This window comes from Arthrobacter sp. L77 (assembly GCF_000816565.1).
GTDB classification, from domain to species: domain Bacteria; phylum Actinomycetota; class Actinomycetes; order Actinomycetales; family Micrococcaceae; genus Arthrobacter_D; species Arthrobacter_D antioxidans.
This window is the reverse complement of the sequence record NZ_JWSU01000008.1, coordinates 191,009-206,814: the sequence shown is the minus strand read 5'-3', so window position 1 is coordinate 206,814 and position 15,806 is coordinate 191,009. Positions and strand designations below refer to the sequence as shown.

Here is a 15,806-nt window from a genome sequence, read left to right as displayed (position 1 = left end):
CTTCGGCTCGGGCGCGGTGCGCCGCCTGAAGCTTGTTGACGGTTGTCTCGGTGCCGGCCGGGGTGGCCGGTACGTCCTGGTACCCGGTCGTCGGATGGACATGCCCTCCCCTACCGGACTGGTCCGGACCGCAGGGTGGGCACTTCGGCGCCGTATGTCGGCGCCGAATCACAGATACGCGTAGTCAGCCTGCGGATTCCACGAGCCATCGATGCCGGGGCACGCGGGTGTGGGAGCAGCAGACTGCTGTGTCCAGTGTACTACAGCGGCCGTGCCGGATCAGGCCGACGACGACGGCCGGGCAGCGGCGCCGGCGGCCCTCCCGCGGGCGCCCGCACCCCTCGGCTCCCCGTGCACGATGTCCACATACGGGCGCCGGCCGGCGCCGTCGGCGGACGGGCGATCCAGACTGGAGCCATGCCCCGTCCCCCTGATCTCCCGGCACCCCGGCCACGGCGTCGTCGCGCCGGTTCCCGCGGGCATGGCGTCCGCGGGCATGCCGTCCGCGCCGTGGTCGTCGCCCTCCTCGCAGTGCTGCTCGGCGTCCTGCCCGGAGCCGACGTCCCTCCCCCTGCTTCCGCTGCCGCGTCCTCTGCTGCGCCTGCCTCCACGTCGGGTGTCGGCGAGGGGACCGGTCCGGCACCGTTCGTGCCGGAGTGGTCGTGGCCCCTGGAGCCTGTTCCCGACGTGCTGCGCCCGTTCGAGAGGCCGCCGCAGACGTGGGAACGCGGGCACCGGGGCGTCGACCTGTCCGCCGGCGCCGGCGGGCCCGTCCCGGTGGTGAGTCCGGCGGACGGCGTCGTGTCCTTCGCGGGAACGGTGGTGGATCGGGGCGTCCTGTCGATCGACCACGGCGGTGGTCGGATCAGCAGCTTCGAACCCGTCTCCACCGAGCTGTCCCGGGGCGTGCGCGTCGCCCGGGGGCAGGTGGTGGCCACGCTCGACGCGCGCAGTGCGCCCGGCCCTGCCCGCGGGCCCGGCCGGGTGCACTGCAGGCAGCCGTGCCTCCACTGGGGTGTCCGCGAGGACGGCGAGTACGTGGACCCGCTGTCCTTCGTGACGGACCGGCGCCCGTCGGTGCTGCTGCCACTCGGTGGAGCCTAGACGAACGCGGCGATGCCCGTGATCGACCGGCCGGCCACGAGGGTGTTGATCTCCTGCGTGCCCTCGTAGGAGTAGATCGCCTCGGCGTCGGAGAAGATCTTCGCCATCTCGTAGTCGACGACGATCCCGTTGCCTCCGAGGATGTTGCGTCCCGCCGCGACGCTCTCGCGCATGCGCGCCGTGGTGAACGCCTTGGCGAGGGCGGACTGCTCGTCCTTCGCCTTGCCCGCGTCCTCGAGCTGGGACAGCCGCACCATCATGCCCATGGAACTCATGGCGTTGCCCAGGATCAGCACCAGCTGCTGCTGGACGAGCTGGAAGCTGGCGATCGGCCGGCCGAACTGCTCGCGCTCCACGGCGTACCGGCGGGCGACGTCGAAGGCGGCGAGCTGCTGGCCGACGGCCTGCCAGCCGACGGCCAGGCGCGTGACCTTGAGGACCTTGTTGGTGTCGCGGAAGCTGTTGGCGCCCTTCAGGTGGCAGTCGTCGGAGACGACCACGTCGTCGAGGACGATGTCCGCGTTCTCGACGGTGCGGAGGGCGATCTTGTTCTCGATCTTGGAGGAGGAGAAGCCCGGGAGGGTGGTGTCCACCATGAAGCCCTTGACCTGGTTGTCCGCGAGGTCCCGCGCGTAGATGACCACCCAGTCGGAGAAGGTGGCGTTGCCGATCCACCGCTTGGCGCCGTTGAGCACCCACGAACCGCCGTCGCGACGCGCCGTCGTCCGGGTTCCTCCGGCGACGTCGGAGCCGCCGAGCGGTTCGGTGAGTCCGAAGGCGCCGATCTTCTTCATCGCGTAGATGTCCGGCAGCCATTCCTCCTGCTGCTCCTTCGAGGCGAGCGCCTCGATGGAACCGGTGAACAGCCCGTCGTGGACACCCATGAAGGTGGCGAACGAGGTGTCGGCGCGGGTGAACTCGGCATGCGTCATGCCGGCGAAGAGATTGGAGTAGCCCTGGCGGTAGACCGGGCTCATCGGGTCCAGTTCGGCGACCTTCGGGATGAGGTCCTGGGGGAAGACGCCCTTGTTCCACCAGTCGACCGCATGCGGGCGGACCTCGCGGGTGAGCCAGCCGCGGATCTCCTGCAGCCTGGAGCGCTCCTTGTCGGACAGCAGCTCCTCGAAGGCGAAGAAGTCGCCGTCGGCGTACGGGAGGTTGTCGACGTCGATCGTCCTCTTGCTCATGGGATGCCCCTCACTCTGGTCGTCGGCGACCAGCACTGTTCCTCGACCACTGAATCCTGCGCGGGCAGGCGCCCACGCCCTCATGTTACCCGCCGGTAACTTAGGGCGCCAGTGGCAGACGGGGTGGCGGCCGATGGACCGGGGGATGCGCCAGCCCCTGGAGGGCGGCGCATCCGCGGGGTCGTCGTCGACCGGGTGCGTAGGGCTGCTGGGGCTTGAACCCAGGACAAACGGATTATGAGTCCGCTGCTCTAACCAGCTGAGCTACAGCCCCCAGGGAGCGCAGGGCCCCTGGTGCACCGTCGCCGGAACGATCGTCCCGGCGCCGGACGCAGCCTTCATTGTATGCGGACGGTGAGATCCGCTTCGCGGGGGGCGGGGGCCTCGGAGGAGAGGGTCCCGTAGTAGAGGCCCTCGAACGTCTCCAGCGTCGCGTTGATGTCGTGCTTGCCCACCATGGCGCGGCTCACCGCCCCCATCTTCTGCTGGTCCTCGCGGGAGAGGCCGAGGATCTCCGTGATGCGCTTGCCGAGCTCGTCGGCGTTCCCCGGCTCGAACAGGTAGCCGTTCTCGCCGTCGGACACCAGGTGCGGCAGCGCCATGGCGTTGGCGAGCAGCACGGGGGTGGACGCGGACATCGCCTCGAGGGTCACGAGCGACTGCAGTTCGGCGGTCCCCGGCTGGCAGAACAGCGAGGCCCGGATGTAGCTCCGGCGCAGCTCGTCGTCGTCGATCAGGCCGCGGAAGGACACGCGGTCGCTGATGCCGAGCCGGGCGGCCTGCGCCTGCAGGGCCGGCTTCACCTCGCCGCCTCCCACGATCTCGAGGTGCACGTCGAGGTGCTCGGGGGTCCTGGCGACGGCGTCGATCAGCACGTCGATGTGCTTCTCCTCGGCGAGCCGGCCCACGAAGAGGACGGTCGGGTGCTCGTTCGGCTCGATGACCTCGCCCGGCTGGACCTCGTAGGCGGCGGCATCGATGCCGTTGGAGACGGGCAGCACCTCGCGCAGGAAGGCGTGGTCGTGCATGGCCTTCGCGGCCAGCGGCGTCGGGGTGGTGACGGCGGCGGCCTTGCCCATCACCTTGCCCATGTCCCGCCACGAGTTCTTCGCCACGATCCGCTTGAACCACTCGGGGAAGGGCAGGAAGGGGTTGATGTTCTCCGGCATGAAGTGGTTGGTGGCCACGACCCGGATGCCCCGCTGCACGGCCTCGTACAGCGCGTACTGCCCCACCATGTAGTGGCACTGGATGTGGACGACGTCGGGCTGGACGCGGTCGAAGAGCAGGCTGATGTCCCGCTTGATCTCCCAGGGGTAGCAGATGCGCCAGTAGTCGTGCGTGGGGACGCTGTGCGAGCGGAGGCGGTGGACGGACCAGTCGCCGTCCGGCTCGGTGACGCTCGGGCCGTTGGAGGGGCGCGGAGCGAGGACGTGCACCGCGTGGCCGCGTCCTGACATCCCCTTCGCCAGGCGGTAGCCGAACTGCGCCGCACCGTTCACGTTGGGCGGGTAGGTGTCCGCGGCGATCAGGATGGTCAGGGGCTTGGAATCAGCCGGGTAACTCACGGAAGGGGATCCCTACGTCGGTGTGCTGGACAGGTGCTTCGATGGGGCGGATCAGCGCTGCCGCTTCACGACGTCGGGGTGGTGTCGGGCCAGGGCAACGACCCCAACAATAGCAACGAGGGCTGCCGCACCCATGCCCAACGCGGTCACCGTCCGGACATCGGGCTGGAGTTCGTCGAGGATGGTGATGCCCACGGCGATGCCGACGATCGGGTCGATCACGGTGAGGCCCGCGATGACGAGGTCGGGCGGGCCCGTCGCGTAGGCGCTCTGCACGAACCAGATTCCGAGTGCCACGGCGGCGGCGAGGGCCAGCAGGGTGGTGATCGGGACGTTGAGCAGGAACCGGCCGTTCGGCTCGAGCAGGTGGCCCGCCACGATCTTGGTCAGGACGGCGACGAACCCGAAGAGGACGCCGGCCCCCAGGATGTAGGCGAAGGCGTTGAGGCGGTGGCGGCCCACCACGGCCAGGGAGCCGAACAGCAGGACCGCGGCCGCCAGCAGGAGCACCACCGACAGTTCCTGGGCCGGCTCGATCGCGTGGTTCTCGCGGGTGACGTTCACGGCGAGGATGACGAAGAGGGCACTGCCCGCCACGCACGCGGTGATCGCGGCGACGGTGGGGCGGTTGAGGCGGATGCCCTGGTCCCGGGAGTTGACGATCGTGGTGATGACGAGCGCGATGGCCCCGATGGGCTGCACCACCGTCAGGCTGGCGAGCGACAGGGCGATCACGTTCAGCGCTGTCCCCGTGACGAGCAGGAGGAGTCCGAACAGCCAGCGCGGGTTGGTGAGGAGGCGGGTGAAGCCTGACGAGCTGAGGTTCAGTCCGCCCGTGTTCGCCCGGACGGCGCTGCCCTGGCGCTGCGCTCCGAACGCGAGGAAGACCGCGCCGAGCAGCGCGAGCGCGATGGCTAGGGCGGGCACGACTGCTGCTCGGCCCGCTCCAGCCGGTACTTGCGGTGTGCTGCCATGAAGTAGGCCACGAACGCGACGAGGTGCAGGACGCACCCCGCGGCGAGCAGGGCCTGGGCGAGACCGGAGATCCAGTCCTGCTCGAAGCCCTCGACCTCGTGCAGCAGGAGCAGCGGCGCTCCGACCAGCAGCAGCGCGGTCCGGATCTTCCCGACCGTGATGACGGGGAGGTGCAGCGGCCCGCGGAAGAGGACGAGTGCGTTGATGATGAGGATGAGGTCCGGGATGACGATGGTCCAGACAAGCCAGGCGGGGGCGATTCCGTCGACGACGAAGGTCACCGCCACCACGATCAGGGCGGTGCGGTCGGCGACCGGGTCGAGCCACTTCCCGACGACGGACACCTGGTTGAGCCGCCGGGCGAGGTACCCGTCGACCCAGTCGGTGGAACCGATCACCACGAGCGTGATCACGGCCGCGCCGTAGCGTTGCTGCGTGATGAACCACACGAACAGCGGGACTCCGAGGAACCGGACGATCGTGACCAGGTTGGGCAGGGTCCAGGCCGTCGTCAGCACCGTGGCATCGCCACCCGGCCGTCCTCCAGCCCCGATCAGTCTCATCACCCGTGCCTCCCCGTCCCATTATGCAGGCAGACGGCCGGCCCCCCGTCCCCCGCTCGCGGGCGGGGATCGGCGGACCGGCCGTCTGTCGGTCGGACTCGCTGTTACTTGCTGAGCAGGCGGCGCAGCATGACGAGCATCGCCGCGACGGACGCCGCGAGGACACTCAGCGGCTTCCAGCGGTCGGCCAGGCTCGTGTTGAGGGGGACGTCGCGCCGGACGGCGACTGCCGCGGTCCTGTCGCCGGCGGCCGGGCTGCCGGCCGTCTGCGCGCCCTGGGGCGAGCGGTGCCGGGCCTTGTCGACGCGTGCCTTGACGTCCACGCGCGCACCGAGGGAATCGCGGGCGTCGGCGATGTGCATCCGGCGCTCGCCGGTGCGGCCGCGCAGCTCCTCGTAGGAGGGCGTGGGCTCCTTCGGCGGGGTGTCCTTGTCGGCGTCCTTGGGCTTCTTCTCCTCCTTGGGCTTCTTGATGTCCAGGGTGGCCGGGTCGAAGCTGCGGCCCTCCTTGAGCACCCCGAGGTCGTAGCGGATGCCGCGGATCGCGTCCTCGGGCACCAGCGGGAGCTGCTTCTTGAGGCGGGAGACCCCGATCAGTGCGAAGATGCCGCCGATGACGAGGAAGACCAGCGCCACCAGCAGGGCTGCCAGCCAGGCGGGCATGATCTCGGCGAGGCCCATGATGGCCGCGACGACGAGCGCGACGGCGAAGAACAGCACGAAGACCAGGGCGACGACGAGGAAGGCGGCAGCGATGCCGGCCTTGGTGCCCTTCCGCTTCATCTGCTCGAGGGCGATCGAGACCTCGTCGCTGACCTGCCTCGGCGTCAGGCGCGCGAGCAGCCTGACCAGTCCGTAGAGCGAGAGTGAGCCTGTGGACCGCTTGCCGCGCGTACTAGCCGAGCTGTTCATAGGCCCTGCCTCCATTCGTGTGTGTCTTGCTGGACATTCGCTGAACCAAAATTACCATCGGGCCCGGGCACGTCAGCCGCCCGCCGGTCCCGGCGTCGCCGGGAGCACGATGCGCCCCCATGCGGTACTGCCGCTCGCCCGGCATTCCCGGTGCCCGTCATCGCGCCGACGCGAGCTCGGCGTTGTCCTCGAGGTCCCTGCCCGCGAACTCGGGGAGCCTAGTCCTGACGAAGACGAAGGACACGACGGCGAAGACCGTGAAGGCCGCGTACATGACCCACAGGCCGAGGTTGGCGCTGACCCACGGGAAGGTGAGGGTGACGATGAAGTTGAAGACCCAGTTGACCATCGTCGCGACGCCGAGGGCGATCGAACGGATGCGGTTGGGGAACATCTCGCCGAGCGTGACCCACATGACCGGGCCCCAGGTGGCGGCGAAGAAGATGACGAAGAGGTTCGCTCCCACGAGGGCCACCGGGCCCCAGACCCCGGGCAGTGCGACGTCCTCGCCGGTGCCCTCCGCCTGGAGGAACGCGAGGGTCGCCGCGAGCAGTCCGACCGTCATGCCGATGGATCCGGCGAGCAGCAGCTTGCGGCGCCCGATGCGGTCGACGAAGAAGATGGCGACGAACGTCATGGTGACGTTGATGATCGAGGTGATCACCGACGTCGTGAAGGAGTCGCTCTCGCTGAAGCCCACCGACTTCCACAGCGTCGTGGAGTAGTAGAAGATCGCGTTGATGCCGACGAGCTGCTGGAGCGCCGCGATGGCCATGCCGACCCACAGGATGGGCTGCAGCCCCAGCGCGGGACCGCGCAGGTCCCGGTAGCTCGCACGGTCCTCGCGCTCGAAGCTCTCCCGGATCTGGCGGATCTTGCCCTCGGTGTCCCTGACACCCGAGACCCGCGACAGGATGCGGGCGGCGTCCTTGTCCCGGTCGGCACGGATGAGGAACTGCGGCGACTCGGGGATGATCAGCGCGAGGACGCCGTAGACGACGGCGGGGAGCACGCCGACCAGGAGCATCCAGCGCCAGGCGGACAGGCCCCACCAGAACTCGTTCCCGGCGCCGCCGGCGGCACTGGCGAACGAGGCGTCGGAGAGCAGTGCGACGAAGATGCCGATCGTGATGGCGAGCTGCTGCACCGAGGCGAGCCCACCGCGCCATTTCGAGGGCGCGATCTCGGCGATGTACCCGGGGACGATGACGGAGGCGATACCGATCGCCAGGCCTCCGACGAGGCGCCAGGCCATGAGGTCCCACTCGGAGACGGCGAAGGCCGATCCGACGGAGTTGATCGCGAACAGGAAGGCTGCCGCGACCATCACCTTCTTGCGCCCCCAGCGGTCGGCCAGCCCCCCGGCGAACCAGGCACCCGCGGCGCAGCCGAGCAGCGTGATGGCGACGGTGAACCCGAGTACGCTCGCGCTCAGACCGAAGTCGGCCTGGATCGAATCGACCGCACCGTTGATGACGGCCGTGTCGAACCCGAACAGGAGGCCTCCGACGGCGGCGGCCATCGTGATGCCGATGACCCGTGCGAGATGCCGCGGTGGCTCCGTGGTCTCCGTGTCGACGTCGTGCTCGCTCATGCTTGGTTCTCCCTGCTCGTTCGGCCCTTCAACACCCTACGTCAATCCGAAGCCTGCTTAGCAGCGCATCCGCCGTCCGGGCCACGACCGGGGACGGCGCGAGGGTTGACGGGGGTCGTACGATAGGAGCACCGTTGATTCGCCGCAGCAACCAAATCGTCCCACCGTGGACGACGTGCTGCACGTCGCGAGCCGCTCCGCCGTCGTCGCCGGGCCGCCGCCGCAGTCGATGCATCCCCTGCTTCACCCGATCAGAACCCCGGCCGCACCACCGTTTTCCGTTAGGCAGCATCTTGAGCACCAGCGTGAGCACCACCACCCATCCCGGCGACGCCCTCTCCCGCCGCGAGAAGATCATCTACGTGGTCATCCTCGGCACCCTGACCGCCCTCGGGCCGTTCACGATCGACCTGTACCTGCCCGCCTTCCCGGCCCTGCGGTCGGACCTCGGGGTCTCCGAGGCGGCCATCCAGCTGACGCTGACGGGAACGATCATCGGCTTCGCGGGCGGACAGCTCCTCGTGGGACCGCTCAGCGACAAGATCGGCCGTCGCCTGCCCCTGATCTTCGCGACCACACTGCACGTCGGTGCCTCCATCGGCGCAGCGTCCTCCGAGGACATCAACACGCTCATGCTGTTCCGCGTCCTCCAGGGCATGGGAGCCGCGGGCGGCGGCGTGGTCGCGATGGCCATGGTGCGCGACCTCTTCGGCGGCTACACCCTCGTCCGCATGCTGTCCTACATGGCGCTCGTCAACGGCATGGCGCCCATCTTCGCCCCGGTGATCGGCTCCCAGTTGCTGCTGCTCTTCCCCTGGCCCGGCATCTTCTGGTTCCTCGCCGGCTACGGCGTGCTGGTCATCACCGCGGTCTCGCTGTTCATCGTCGAGACCCTCCCCCGGGAGAACCGCCGCCGGTCCGGCCTCACCGTCGCCCAGCGCTACCGGACCGTCCTGAGCGACCGCATCTTCATCGGCATCCTGCTGGTCGGCGGCATGAACTTCTCCGGGCTCTTCTCCTACCTCTCGGCCTCGCCCTTCCTGTTCCAGGGCCCCTACGGACTGAACGAGCAGCAGTACGGGCTGCTGTTCGCCGTCAACTCGCTCGGCATCGTCGCCGGCGTGCAGATCAGTGCGCGCGTCCTCCGGCGCGTGGGCCCGCAGTGGGTCATCGCGACGGCGACGATCGTCCAGCTGACCATGGCGATCCTCATCATCGGCTTCGACCAGCTGGGCTTCGGCTTCTGGGGTACGGCCGTGCCGCTGTGGTTCTACATCATGGCCACGGGCTTCGTCTTCCCGTGCGTCCAGGTCCTGGCACTCATCAACAACGGAGCGCAGGCCGGCACGGCGGCGTCCCTCCTGGGTGCGGTGACCTTCGGGACGGCGGGCCTGATCTCGCCGCTCGTCGGCCTGCTGGGTGAGGGCATCGAATCCGCCACCCCCATGGCCGTCGTGATGGCCGCGTGCATCGCCCTGGGCGTGGTGTTCCTCTGGACGGTCGTCCGGCCGAGGACCGTCCCCGCCCTGCAGTAGCGCGGCGTCGGCGCGCGCCACTGCCGCGCGCCACTGCAGGGACCCGCCTCAGGCCGCCGTGGTCTCGGACGCCGACCCTGAGTCCGAGGGCAGGCCTTCCGCCGTCGTCGCGATGTTGCGTGCCATCGACTTGAAGATGAAACCGTGGAAGGGCAGCACGGCCAGCCAGTACAGCCGTCCGGAGAGCCCCTGCGGGAAGAAGACCGCCCGCTGGTAGAGGGAACTGCCGGAGCCGTCCGGCTCCACCCTGAACTCGAGCCACGCCCTGCCGGGCACCTTCATCTCCGCGCGGAGCCTCAGGCGCTTGCCGCGGACGATCTCCTCCACCCGCCAGAAGTCCAGGGCCTCGCCCGTGAGGAGTTCCTTGGCGTCCCGCCGTCCACGCCGGAGGCCCACGCCGCCGGCGAGCTTGTCCATCCAGCCGCGGGCCGCCCAGCCCACGGGCCACGAGTACCAGCCGTTCTCGCCGCCGATCCCCTCGACCACGGTCCACAGCTTCTCCGGGGAGGCGCTCGAGCTGTAGGTCTGGACGTCGGTGAAGACCGTGTGGCCGGCCCACTGCGGGTCCGAGGGGAGCGGGTCGGCCTCGGAGTCCACCTGCGTGGCGCCGGCCCAGCTCGTCTCCACCTCTCCCCCGCGCATCTTGCCGAGTGCCAGGTCCACCGCCCGACGGTAGCCCGTGAGCCCGCCCTCGGGCACGGCGATGTACTGGTCGATGTCGTGTTCGGCGGTGACGGCGTCGTGCTGCAGGGATTCGATGAGCGGCATGGCCATCGCCCGCGGGATGGGAGTGACGAGATTGACCCAGTGCCCGGCCAGGCGCGGCGTCAGGACCGGCAGCGCGAGGATCTTGCGGCGCGGGAGCCCGGCCGCCTCGGCGTACTGGTTCATCATCTCGGCATAGGTGAGCACCTCGCGGGACCCCAGGTCGAACGTCCTGTTCAGGCCCTCGGGGAGGTCGAGCGCCCCGATGAGGTAGTGGATGACGTCGCGGACCGCGATGGGCTCGATGTGGTTGAGGACCCACTTGGGCGCGGGCATGACGGGGAGGACGTCGGACAGGTGGCGGATCATCTCGAACGACGCCGATCCCGACCCGATGACCACGCCGGCCTGGAAGGCGATCGTCGGCGTCCCGGATTCGAGGAGGATGGTGCCGACCTGCGTGCGTGAGCGCATGTGGGTGGACAGCTCCACGCCCTCGGGGTGGAGGCCGCCCAGGTACACGATGCGGCGCACCCCCGCGGCGGTGGCGGCCTCGGAGACCGTGGTGGCGATGTCCGCCTCGCGCCGGTCGAAGTTCCGTCCGGACCCCATGGAATGGACGAGGTAGTAGAGCGTGTCGACGCCCCGGGTGACCGTGCGCATGACCTCGCGGTCCTGCAGGTCGCCCTCCACGATCTCGACGGATCCCGCCCAGGGGACGTCCTTGAGCTTCTGGGGGGACCGGACGATGACGCGGACCCGGCGGCCCTCGGCGACCAGCTTCGTCACGAGCCGACCGCCGATGTACCCCGTGGCCCCGGTGACCAGGATGAGCTTGCCCTCAGTACCTTCAGTGTTCATGGCCGAAGCCTACGCCTGCCCTCTGACAGGTTTCCGGGAGCGGTCCTCGTGCACCCGGGCAAAGGGAAAGGGCCGGTGGCCCGGGTCTCGACCCTGGCCACCGGCCCTTCGTTGCTCCTCCGACTGGACTTGAACCAGTAACCCTTCGATTAACAGTCGAATGCTCTGCCAATTGAGCTACGGAGGAAAGCGCGGTCTCTACTTTACATACCCCGGGCAGCGAAGTGAAATCGGCCCGGGCTCACTCCTCGCGGAGCTGCCGCCGCTGCATCTCGAGCTCCATCAGGTCCCTCTGCAGCTGGTTGTAGAGGGCCGGATCGGCCGCGGGATCCATCCGCTGGAGCTGCCCCAGCTTCTCCGCCTTCTGCTGCGTGATCCGCAGTTCGGTGAGCCGGTTCAGGATGTCCCGGCAGTAGCTCACCATCGCGTCGGCGTCCTTGGCCGGCAGCGGCCGGACCGCCAGTTCACTCACGAGGGGGCGCAGCACGTCCGGCACGCCGTCGCGCACCGATTCCACCCAGCGCGACAGCTCCGTTCCGGCCGCACCCGCGGCGAGGACGGCGTTGTGGAGCGCCTCGTAGACCGGGACGGTGAAGTGCATGGTGGAGAAGCTCTCCCACTGGGGCGCCGTGAGGAGCGTGGGCTGCTGCAGCACCACCTCGAGCGCCTCCCGCTCCATGCGGGCGATCGGGTCCCGGGGGTCCGGCCGCTCGAAGAACGGCTCCTCCGACGGCACCGCACCGGGACCGCCGGTCGCCGCGTTCCCGGACTGGCCCTGGCCTCCCTGGCGGGACTGGTGGGCCTGCTGCCCCTGCTGACGCCCGCCGGCCGAGGACGAGGTGTCCCGGCGCGCGGCCGCGGACACCGCCCGTGCCACCTGGTCCTCCCCCACGTACTGCATCCCGAGCCAGCGGGAGAGCTCCCTCGTATAGGTGGACCGCAGCGACACGTCGCGGATCTGCGCGACGATCGGGGCTGCATGGCGCAGCGCCCTGACCTGGCCCTCACCGGAGGAGAGGTCGAAGGTGGCGAACGACGCCTTGATGGCGAACTCGAACAGCGGCCGGCGGTCGGCGATGAGTTCCCGCACGGCGTCGTCGCCCCGTGTCTGGCGCAGTTCGCACGGATCCGCGCCGGAGGCCTCGACGGCCACATAGGTCTGCGAGTTGAACCGCTGGTCCTCCTCGAACGCACGCAGCGCGGCCTTCTGGCCCGCGGCGTCGCCGTCGAACGTGAAGATCACCTCGCCGCCGGTGCCGTCGTCGGACAGGAGCCGGCGGGCGATCTTGATGTGGTCCGTGCCGAACGCCGTGCCGCACGTGGCGACGGCGGTGCCCACGCCCGCCAGGTGGCAGGCCATGACGTCCGTGTACCCCTCGACGACCACGAGCTGCCGGTTCTTCGCGATCTCCCGTTTGGCGAGGTCGATGCCGTACAGCACCTGGGACTTCTTGTAGAGCGAGGTCTCCGGGGTGTTGAGGTACTTGGGCCCCTGGTCGTCCTCGAAGAGCTTGCGCGCACCGAAGCCCACGGTGTCCCCGGTGATGTCGCGGATGGGCCAGATCAGGCGCCCCCGGAACCGGTCGTAGAAGCGCCCGGCGTTGCTCGAGGAGGCGCTGAACATGCCGGTGAGCTTCAGCTCGTCGAGCGTGAAGCCGCGCCCCGTGAGGTGGTTGAGCAGTCCGTCCCAGCCCTGGGGTGCGTAGCCGACGCCGAAGTGCGCGGCCGCGTCGCGGTCGAAGCCGCGATCCTGCAGGAACTGGCGGGCCGTGCCGGCGCCGGGCGTGAGGAGCTGGTCGCGGAAGAACTCGGCGGCGATCTTGTGCGCATCCAGGAGCCGCTGCCGCCGGCCCACGTCCTCGCGGCGCGGCCCGGTCCCGCCGTCCTCGTAGTGCAGCTCGAGGCCGATCCGCGCGGCGAGCTTCTCGACCGTCTCGCTGAAGGAGGTGTGGTCCAGCTTCTGCACGAAGCTGATGACGTCCCCGCCCTCGCCGCAGCCGAAGCAGTGGTACGAGCCCATCTGAGGCCGCACGTGGAAGGACGGCGACCGCTCGTCGTGGAACGGGCACAGGCCCTTCCACGAGCCGATACCCGCGGACTTCAGCGTGACGTAGGCCTCGACGACCTCCTTGATGTCCGTGCGCTGGCGTACCTCATCGATGTCTTCGCGTTTGATGAGTCCGGCCATGCCCCCAGTTTAGGCCCGCCCCGGCGACACTCCGACCGCCCTCCGGGCGGAGGTGGGCGCCCCTCCGGGCAGGCGCGGGAACGGCCTACCAGAGGGCCGGGACCGGGCCGACGATGCGTTCGTGGAGGCCGAGGGCGGACACGTCGGTGAGCGAGGCGACCTGGTCGACGACCACGCGCAGGCGGGCGTCGTCGTCCTCCGCCTCCCGCCAGTCCGCGGCGAACATCGGTTCGAGGTGCCGGTCCCCGTCGGCGTGGACCTGCGCCACGAGGGACGCGAGGATCTCCCGCTGGCGTTCGTAGAGGGGCTGGCGGTGGTCCGTGGTCATGACGTACGTGGTGGCCAGGCCCTTCATGACGGCGATCTCCATGACCGTCTCCTCCGGGACCACCATCTCCGCGTTGTAGCGCGTCAGCGGATCGGGTCCGTAGATGGACCGCGTGGACTGCATGGCGCTCAGGCAGAACCGGCCGATCAGCTGGCTCGTCATGTTCTTGAGCGCCGCCATGGACCGTCGCGTGCCGTCCGCCTCGCGCACCCACACCGGCGTCCTCTCCAGCCGGGAGAGGGCGGCGTCGACGGCGGCCGGGTCGCTGCCCGGGAGGTACCACTGCTGCGTGTAGCCCACGACGCGGGCGCGGGCGTCGGCGCTGTCCATCCACTTCAGCTGCAGGTGCCCGGCGACGATCGCGTCCTCGACGTCGTGCACGGAGTAGGAGATGTCGTCCGCGAGGTCCATCACCTGCGCCTCGAGGCACGAGCGGCCGTCCGGGGCGCCGTCGCGCAGCCACGCGAACACCGGGAGGTCGTCGTCGTACGCACCGAACTTCGTGGTGCGCTGGCCGCTGATGACGGGCGCTGCCGACGCCGTCCACGGGTACTTGCAGGCGGCGTCGAGGCTGGCCCGCGTGAGGTTCAGCCCCGCGGGCCCGCCGCCCGGGGCGAGGACCTTCGGCTCCAGCCGCGTGAGGAGCCGCAGGGTCTGGGCGTTGCCCTCGAACCCGCCGATCCCGTGGGCGAGGTCGTTGAGCGCGGACTCGCCGTTGTGCCCGAAGGGCGGGTGTCCGAGATCGTGCGCCAGGCACGCGGTGTCCACGATGTCCGGGTCGCAGCCGAGGGTCCTGCCGAGTTCGCGGCCCACCTGGGCGACCTCCAGCGAGTGGGTGAGGCGCGTCCGCACGAAGTCGTCGGTGTCCGGTGCGACCACCTGGGTCTTCGCGCCGAGCCGGCGCAGGGCGGACGAGTGCAGCACCCGCGCGCGGTCGCGTTCGAAGTCGGTCCGGTGCGAACCCTTGGGCGGTTCCTCCACCCACCGCTCGGTGTCCGCGGCACTGTAGCCGGGGGGGACGGACGGATCGCGGAAGCTCATGGTGCCTTTCTAGCGCAACGGGGAAGGGTGTGCGTGCCGGCCCGCGCCGATGTGGACTGCGGGAGGGCGGTCATCCGCCGGATACGTCCACCTCGGCCGCGGCGATGTCCGCCTGCTGCGCCGCGTTGAGGACGCGGCCGTCGAGCCAGTGCTCGGGCAGCGCGGTCCTCTTGGGTGAACCGGCGCGGCCGCGGGGCCCCTCGGCGTCCTGCCCGGGGTACGGCGAGTCCTTGTCGAGTTCGTCCAGGAGCCCGCGCAGCACCTCGAGGGTGGGCACGGTGGCCAGCCTGGCGCGCAGGTCCCCGCCGACGACGTAGCCCTTGAAGTACCAGGCCATGTGCTTGCGGATGTCGCGCAGCCCCATCATCTCGCTGCCGAAGGTCTCCACGAGCAGCTCCGCGTGGCGGTACACCGTGGCGGCGACCTGCCCGAGGCCCGGCCGGTGCCGGGACGAGCTGCCCTCGAAGGCGTTCACCAGGTCGCCGAAGAGCCACGGCCGCCCCTGGCAGCCGCGCCCGATGACGACGCCGTCGACACCGGTCTGCCGCACCATGCGGACGGCGTCCTCGGCGCTCCAGATGTCGCCGTTGCCTAGCACGGGGATGTCCGGCAGGGCCTCGCGCAGTTCCGCGATGGCGTTCCAGTCGGCCTGCCCCGAGTAGAACTGCGCCGCGGTGCGGCCGTGGAGGGCGACGGCGGCGACCCCGCTGTCACGCGCGATCTTGCCGGCCTCGCGGAAGGTGAGGTGGTCCTCGTCGATGCCCTTGCGCATCTTGATGGTCAGCGGGACGTTCCCCTTCGATGCCTCGCGCACGGCGGTCTGCACGATCCCGGTGAAGAGATCGAGCTTCCACGGCAGGGCCGCGCCGCCGCCCTTGCGGGTGACCTTCGGGACGGGGCAGCCGAAGTTCAGGTCGATGTGGTCAGCGCGGTCCTCCTCGACGAGGAGGCGGACGGCCGCTCCGACGGTCTTCGGATCGACGCCGTAGAGCTGCACCGAACGGACCGCCTCGTCGTCGTCGTGCGAGATGATGCGCATCGACTCCGGGCTGCGCTCCACGAGCGCGCGGGAGGTCACCATCTCGGACACGTACAGGCCGCCGCCGTACTCGCGGCAGAGTCGGCGGAACGCCCTGTTGGTGATGCCCGCCATGGGGGCGAGGATCACCGGCGTGTCCACGGTGATGGGGCCGAGGGTGAGTGGCGGCAGATCGAGCCTGAGCGCGCCGTCGGGTGCGTCGGGAGG

At 70.0% G+C, this 15,806-nt stretch carries 12 protein-coding genes and 2 tRNA genes; 2 read left to right on the top strand and 12 right to left on the bottom strand.

Annotation, left to right across the window (positions count from 1 at the left end; translation table 11 throughout):
• Positions 1-417 precede the first annotated feature (417 nt).
• Positions 418-1,104 carry a M23 family metallopeptidase gene (locus RY94_RS15805; protein WP_082046446.1) on the top strand — a complete coding sequence of 229 codons (687 nt, stop codon included), beginning with the start codon at positions 418-420 and terminating at the stop codon, positions 1,102-1,104.
• On the opposite strand, the gene RY94_RS15800 is transcribed toward RY94_RS15805, so the two are convergent.
• The 7 genes from RY94_RS15800 to RY94_RS15770 form a co-directional block, all read right to left on the bottom strand.
• A complete protein-coding gene (locus RY94_RS15800) occupies positions 1,101-2,291 on the bottom strand; it encodes an acyl-CoA dehydrogenase family protein (protein WP_043447742.1) in 1,191 nt (396 codons plus the stop codon). The genes RY94_RS15805 and RY94_RS15800 overlap by 4 nt on opposite strands.
• Before the next feature lie 200 nt (positions 2,292-2,491).
• Positions 2,492-2,565 (bottom strand) — tRNA-Ile (locus tag RY94_RS15795).
• 64 nt (positions 2,566-2,629) lie between these two features.
• Complete coding sequence (locus RY94_RS15790) at positions 2,630-3,859, bottom strand: glycosyltransferase (protein WP_052274492.1); 1,230 nt, start codon at positions 3,857-3,859, stop codon at positions 2,630-2,632.
• Between the two features lie 51 nt (positions 3,860-3,910).
• Positions 3,911-4,786: a DMT family transporter gene (locus RY94_RS15785; protein WP_043447378.1), complete on the bottom strand. Its 876-nt coding sequence runs from the start codon at positions 4,784-4,786 to the stop codon at positions 3,911-3,913.
• Entirely contained in the window at positions 4,774-5,397 is a 624-nt protein-coding gene (locus RY94_RS15780) for a CDP-alcohol phosphatidyltransferase family protein (RefSeq protein ID WP_043447375.1), read from the bottom strand. The genes RY94_RS15785 and RY94_RS15780 overlap by 13 nt, the downstream gene beginning before the upstream one ends.
• 104 nt (positions 5,398-5,501) lie before the next feature.
• A complete protein-coding gene (locus RY94_RS15775; protein WP_043447373.1) occupies positions 5,502-6,308 on the bottom strand; it encodes a phage holin family protein in 807 nt (268 codons plus the stop codon).
• Between the two features lie 157 nt (positions 6,309-6,465).
• Positions 6,466-7,902, bottom strand: coding sequence for a sugar porter family MFS transporter (locus RY94_RS15770; protein ID WP_082046445.1), 1,437 nt, complete (start codon positions 7,900-7,902; stop codon positions 6,466-6,468).
• Between the two features lie 293 nt (positions 7,903-8,195).
• Here RY94_RS15770 and RY94_RS15765 point away from each other — a divergent pair, with 293 nt between their 5' ends.
• Positions 8,196-9,437: a multidrug effflux MFS transporter gene (locus tag RY94_RS15765; RefSeq protein WP_442853462.1), complete on the top strand. Its 1,242-nt coding sequence runs from the start codon at positions 8,196-8,198 to the stop codon at positions 9,435-9,437.
• 48 nt (positions 9,438-9,485) lie between these two features.
• On the opposite strand, the gene RY94_RS15760 is transcribed toward RY94_RS15765, so the two are convergent.
• The 5 genes from RY94_RS15760 to dusB form a co-directional block, all read right to left on the bottom strand.
• Positions 9,486-11,003 (bottom strand): SDR family oxidoreductase, encoded by a 1,518-nt coding sequence (locus tag RY94_RS15760; protein ID WP_043447367.1) that lies wholly within the window; start codon positions 11,001-11,003, stop codon positions 9,486-9,488.
• A 114-nt stretch (positions 11,004-11,117) separates the two neighbouring features.
• Positions 11,118-11,190 (bottom strand) — tRNA-Asn (locus RY94_RS15755).
• 54 nt (positions 11,191-11,244) lie between these two features.
• Complete coding sequence (gene dnaG / locus RY94_RS15750; RefSeq protein ID WP_043447365.1) at positions 11,245-13,191, bottom strand: DNA primase; 1,947 nt, start codon at positions 13,189-13,191, stop codon at positions 11,245-11,247.
• A gap of 85 nt (positions 13,192-13,276) precedes the next feature.
• Positions 13,277-14,560: a deoxyguanosinetriphosphate triphosphohydrolase gene (locus RY94_RS15745; RefSeq protein WP_043447362.1), complete on the bottom strand. Its 1,284-nt coding sequence runs from the start codon at positions 14,558-14,560 to the stop codon at positions 13,277-13,279.
• A 70-nt stretch (positions 14,561-14,630) separates the two neighbouring features.
• Complete coding sequence (gene dusB, locus RY94_RS15740) at positions 14,631-15,770, bottom strand: tRNA dihydrouridine synthase DusB (RefSeq protein WP_052274521.1); 1,140 nt, start codon at positions 15,768-15,770, stop codon at positions 14,631-14,633.
• Positions 15,771-15,806: the final 36 nt, after the last annotated feature.